The sequence below is a fragment of the Acetatifactor sp. genome (assembly GCF_982438285.1).
In genome coordinates this window covers 1-5723 of record NZ_CEWDFQ010000200.1, presented here as the reverse complement: position 1 = coordinate 5723, position 5723 = coordinate 1, and the positions used below count along the sequence as shown (strand labels likewise).

General features: G+C 49.3%; 3 protein-coding genes and 1 pseudogene. All 4 read left to right on the top strand.

The window, feature by feature from the left end:
• A pseudogene (locus AC1WIP_RS10415) lies at window positions 1–263 on the top strand (hypothetical protein); the annotation flags it as partial.
• Window positions 264–522: 259 nt separating this feature from the next.
• Window positions 523–3537 carry a GH25 family lysozyme gene (locus AC1WIP_RS10410; RefSeq protein ID WP_481141765.1) on the top strand — a complete coding sequence of 1005 codons (3015 nt, stop codon included), beginning with the start codon at window positions 523–525 and terminating at the stop codon, window positions 3535–3537.
• Between the two features lie 79 nt (window positions 3538–3616).
• Window positions 3617–4699, top strand: a complete 1083-nt coding sequence (gene rfbB / locus AC1WIP_RS10405; RefSeq protein ID WP_481141764.1) for a dTDP-glucose 4,6-dehydratase — start codon at window positions 3617–3619, stop codon at window positions 4697–4699.
• A 103-nt stretch (window positions 4700–4802) separates the two neighbouring features.
• Entirely contained in the window at window positions 4803–5672 is an 870-nt protein-coding gene (gene rfbA, locus AC1WIP_RS10400; protein ID WP_481141763.1) for a glucose-1-phosphate thymidylyltransferase RfbA, read from the top strand.
• The last annotated feature ends 51 nt before the right edge of the window (window positions 5673–5723 follow it).

Genomic DNA, 5723 nt, shown 5'->3' with positions numbered 1-5723 from the left:
AGACTGTGTTGTTGTTTGGAATGCTGCTGTATTTGATTTGCGCAAAAGATGCGGATGTCAAAACATTGCTTCCTGCGATTTGCTTTATCGGGGCATTTTTGTTTTGGACTTTTTGGGAGGCCAAACCACGCTATGTAGTACCATATTTTTTATTTATGATACCATACAGCTTTGCAGGATACAAATTTTTTGTAGAAAAGCACAGAAGTAAAAAATTTCAGATTGGAATTGGAGGACTGTTTGCTTTGGTAATGGTGCTTTAGGCGGTTAATATTCCGCTTATCAATCAAAGCTTAAAGCTTACATGGGATACGGAAAGCTATTATGAATACATTCATGAATATAACAAGAATTTTATGAATTTTCGCTATTGATATGGAGGCATGGAAGTAAACATTTCACTTCTGTAAAATTTAAGAAATTATGAAGAAATGGCTTTCTTGCTTGAAGCTGTGGGCGGGGAATGCTATAATATTACGGAATTATCAACGGGTGTCTTAAATGTTAGAAAGGGTAGTGTAAATGAAAAGGTTGTTCGGCCATACGAAAAAGCCATATGAAGAATTTGAAGAGAATCGTTCCGACTGGGATGCTGACTGGGATGCACAGGAGGAAGAGGAGTATGATGCCCAGGCGGAGGAATTAGAGGACGAAGAAGAGACGTATTACGCCGATGAGGAATACGAGGAAGATTACGAAGACGAGGAAGCAGAAGAGAGCGAATATTACGCAGAGGATGATATAGAGGCGTCCGGGTATTATGCAGAGGAGGAATGGGAGGAATCTGGAGAAGCTGAATATTATGCCCAGAATGACGAGACAGAGGATGCTGCATATTACATAGAGGAAGAATATCCGGAAGAATCTGAATATTACCCGGAGGATGATACAGAGTCTTATGAGGCAGAGGAGTATTACCCGGAGGACGACGCAGAAGCCGGATATTACATCGAAGAGGAAAAAAGAAGCGCTTATCATTCCCCGGCTGCCCCCAAAAGACAGAGGCGTACCGGGAAAAAGGCAGGCCCGGGCGTGTTTTTGGCCGGATTATGGAATCGGTTTCTGGAGATGGGAACCATGGACAAGATCATTACCTCTACAGGGGTGGCTGTCCTGGTGCTTGCCCTGGTGACAGGGAGCATATATGCCAGTGCCCGGATTGCAGACGGCCAGGTGGATGAATTTGTCACCGTGGGAGCCCAGCTGGACGGTATTACCACCATAGGAGAGACCGGTCTTATGGCTGTGGCAGATGCAGAGCTGGCCAGGCTTGCGGCGGCAGGCGTTGTGGAGCAGGAGCAGAATACGGAGTATGATGAGGCGGAATACAGCAGACAGGTGACTGTGAAGCTGGAGCTGACTTCCGTGCAAAAGGATTTAAAGGTGAAATTCACCAACGAGGAAACCGGCAAGCTGATTGCCAACGTGCCCTTTTCTGTGACGGTTACAGACCCGGAGGGGGACAGCGAGACCTGGACGGACGACGATATGGATGGCATTATCTATAAAAAGGATATTACGCCCGGTACCTATAAGGTTTCCATCAATGCGCTGACAGGTGCCAAATATGCGGATTACACCATCCCCCAGGGAGCACAGTCGGTGGTGGTGAAAAAGGAGATCACTTATCAGAAAATAGATGTAAAAAACGAGATTAAGAAGGAATCCGAAGTAGATGCGGCCAAGGAGGACACCAGAAAGAATGAAACGGTGGTGGAATCCTCGCTGCAGGATACGGTGGAATGGGTGGAGAGCACATCCACGGTAAATACTTATACTGAGGTGGCAAAGAGCACCATACCTGACCCGGCTACCTACGCCATGAGCGGCAGCTTTTTAAGAATGGCAACCTACACGGCCAGTGTGTCTCCCTCCAGCAAGACGCTGAAGGTGGGAGAGAGCTTTACGGTTACGGCCCAGTGCCCGGAGGTAAATCTGACCAATGTGACCTGGACCAGCAGCAATCCCGGCGCCGTGAAGGTGGAGGGAAGCGGTGCAAGCGCCACCGTGACGGCCCTTGGCGCTACAAACGGCGCTGTTCTGATCTCCTTTACCGCCAATGGCAGCACTGTCAGCGGCAACAACGCGGTGACGGGACTGACGGGAACCTGCAGCGTGACGGTAAGTGACGCGGCGGGCAGCGTGAGTCTGGATCAGTCCTCCATGACCCTGGCCATTGGTGCTCAGGGAAATGCAAAGGCACAGGCCGCAGGATTTACTGCGGGCAAGCAGCTCACTTACAGCGTTTCCTCGAACAGAACGGATATTGCCACGGCTTCGGTGGATGCTTCCGGCAATCTTACCATAAAGGGCGTTGCGGCGGGAGAGGCTGTGATTACCCTGACTGTAAACTATACTGGCGGAGCTGCGGCCACGGCTGCCAGCGCTGCACTCAATGTAAAAGTCACGGGGAATAAGACGATTACTCTGGACAAAACCTCTGCCACGGTTTACCTTACTGCGCCGGTGACCATCAACGCTTCTATCACCAACGCAACCACCCAGAATGCTGTGACGGCGGAGTCCTCGGATACGGGAGTCGCCACTGTATCGGTAAGCGGCAGGGCGGTGACCATCACTGGTGTGAGCGCAGGAAGCGCTGTCATAACGGTGAAGTATTCGGAAAATGGCGAAGAGGTAAAAGCTGCCTGCGCGGTGACCGTAAAGGCCCATCCCAGAGAGGATAAGACAAGCAAGCTGAAGGATTCCAGCGGACAGCAGCTTTATGTTTTGGAAAATAATGTCTACAGAGAAGCGGTTTTTGCGGATTATTATACGGCAGATAAATTCTTTGTGAAGGGCGAGGCGAAGTATACCGGCTGGCAGACGCTGGACGGGAAGGTATATTTCTTTGACGCCTCCGGCAAGAAGGTGACGGGAGAACAGGTGATCCAGGGGGCAAAATACAATTTTGCCAGCGATGGTTCACTTGTGACAGGCTCGGGCACCATGGGAATCGATGTGTCAAAATGGAATGGCACCATAGACTGGGAGGCGGTAAAAAATTCAGGGGTATCCTATGTAATTATCCGCTGCGGATACAGAGGCTCTTCCCAGGGCAGTCTGATAGAGGACCCTAAATACGCTGCCAATATTAAGGGCGCCACGGCGGCAGGGCTGAAGGTGGGAGTTTACTTCTTTACCCAGGCGGTGGATGCTGTGGAAGCAGTGGAGGAAGCCTCCATGGTGCTGGAGCTTGTAAAAAATTATAAGATTTCCTATCCTATTTTCCTGGATGTGGAGAGCAGCGGAGGCCGGGCTGACGGCATTGACAAACAGACCAGAACCGAGGTGTGCAAGGCCTTCTGCCAGACCATACAAAACGCTGGATACACGGCGGGGATTTATGCAAACAAAACCTGGCTGACAAGCAAGATAGATACTTCCGCCTTGAGTGCATATAAAATCTGGCTGGCCCAGTATGCCGCAAAGCCCACCTATGAGGGCAGGTATGACCTATGGCAGTATAAATCCACAGGAAGGGTCAGCGGAATCAGTGGAAATGTGGATTTAAATCTCAGTTATCTGGGATACTAGGAAGTGAGATTTTAGTAGCCACGGCAGCAAGGGCTGTGGTAAAATAAAGAAAAGACTTAAGAGGGACAAGGAGAACAATATGAGGACTTATCTTGTGACCGGAGGAGCAGGCTTTATCGGCTCCAATTATATCCATTATATGTTTCGCAAATACGGGGAAGCTATCCGGATTATCAATGTGGACGCCTTGACCTATGCGGGAAATCTGGAAAATTTAAAGGACGTGGAGGAACGGCCAAACTATACCTTTGTGAAGGCCGATATCTGTGATAAGGAGGCCATCGGCAGAATTTTTGCGGAGAATGAGATCGACAGAGTAGTGCATTTTGCCGCAGAGAGCCATGTGGACAGGAGCATCCGGGACCCGGAGGTGTTTGTGCGCACAAATGTGCTGGGAACCGCTGTTATGCTCAACTGTGCAAAGGCGGCATGGGAGCTGCCTGGTGGAAGCTTTAAAGAAGATAAAAAGTTTCTACATGTGTCTACGGATGAGGTGTACGGCTCCCTGCCGGATGACGACAACGCCTTTTTCTATGAGACAACGCCCTATGATCCCCACAGTCCCTACTCGGCCAGCAAGGCTGGGTCGGATCTGCTGGTAAAGGCTTATATGGATACCTACCGCTTTCCTGCCAATATCACAAACTGCTCCAACAATTACGGCCCCTATCAGTTTCCGGAGAAGCTGATTCCCTTGATCATCAACAATGCCCTGCAGGGGAAAAAGCTCCCTGTGTACGGGGATGGCAAAAATGTGCGTGACTGGCTGTATGTGGAGGATCATGCAAAGGCCATTGATATGGTGCAGGAGAAGGGAAGGCTTTTTGAGACCTACAATATTGGGGGACACAACGAGAAGCAGAACATTGAGATTATCCATATCATTATTGACACACTGCAGGAAATGCTGTCTGATGAGGACCCCAGAAAGGCGCTGGTGAGCAGAGATCTGATCACCTATGTGGAGGACAGAAAGGGACATGACCGCAGATATGCCATTGCGCCGGACAAGATCAGAAAAGAGATTGGCTGGGAACCGGAAACCATGTTTAAGGAGGGCATAAAAAAGACCATACAGTGGTTTTTTGAGCATGAGGATTGGATGAAGAATGTAACAAGCGGCGACTACCAGAAATATTACACGGAGATGTACGGAAAGTAAACAGGAGATTAAAAAATGGGGACGAGCTTCTCGTTCCCATTTGGCGCGTTTACAAAGCCTGTGAGAACAGGGCGATTTCTGTAAACAAGAAGGAGGAAAACCCATGAAAGGAATTATTTTGGCGGGAGGCTCGGGAACCAGGCTTTACCCGCTCACAAAGGCTATATCCAAGCAGATTATGCCCGTATATGACAAGCCGATGATTTATTATCCCCTGTCCACCCTGATGCTGGCAGGCATCAGAGAGATCTTAATTATTTCCACTCCCAGAGATCTGCCTGTGTTCCAGGAACTGTTAAAGGACGGAAGCCAGCTGGGCATGGAATTTTCTTACGCAGTGCAGGAACAGCCAAGAGGGCTTGCGGACGCATTTATTATCGGCGCAGATTTTATCGGAAACGACAGAGTCGCCCTGGTTTTGGGGGACAATATTTTTTATGGACAAAGCTTTACCAGGGTTCTGCGGGAAGTGGCCGCCAGAGAGAAGGGAGCCACAATCTTCGGCTATTATGTGAGAGACCCTAAGGAATACGGCGTGGTGGAGTTTGACGAAAAGGGGAAGGCAATTTCTATCGAAGAAAAGCCAGAGCATCCAAAGAGCAATTACGCAGTGCCGGGGCTGTATTTTTATGACAACGATGTGGTGGAGATCGCCAAAAATGTAAAGCCCTCCGCCAGAGGAGAAATTGAGATCACCAGCATCAACAATACGTATCTGGAGCGGGGAAGCCTCTATGTGGAGACGCTGGGAAGAGGCTTTGCGTGGCTGGATACGGGGAATCATGACGCTCTTTTGGATGCGGCGGACTTTGTGGCGGCCTTTCAGAAGCGCCAGGGACTGTATATTTCCTGCATAGAGGAGATTGCGTATAAAAGAGGTTTTATTGATAAGGAGCAGCTGCTTTTGCTGGCTGAGCCTCTGATGAAAACCAATTACGGCAAATATTTAGTTGAGGTGGCAAATGGACTCTAAGCTGCGTCGGATGGCTATTTTAATATCTATGGGGTTCATACTGCTCATATC

Bases quoted from the DNA above. Each gene is read 5' to 3' on its own strand.
- AC1WIP_RS10410 (WP_481141765.1), top strand. From the start codon at position 523: ATGAAAAGGTTGTTCGGCCATACGAAAAAGCCATATGAAGAATTTGAA.
- rfbB (WP_481141764.1), top strand. From the start codon at position 3,617: ATGAGGACTTATCTTGTGACCGGAGGAGCAGGCTTTATCGGCTCCAAT.
- rfbA (WP_481141763.1), top strand. From the start codon at position 4,803: ATGAAAGGAATTATTTTGGCGGGAGGCTCGGGAACCAGGCTTTACCCG.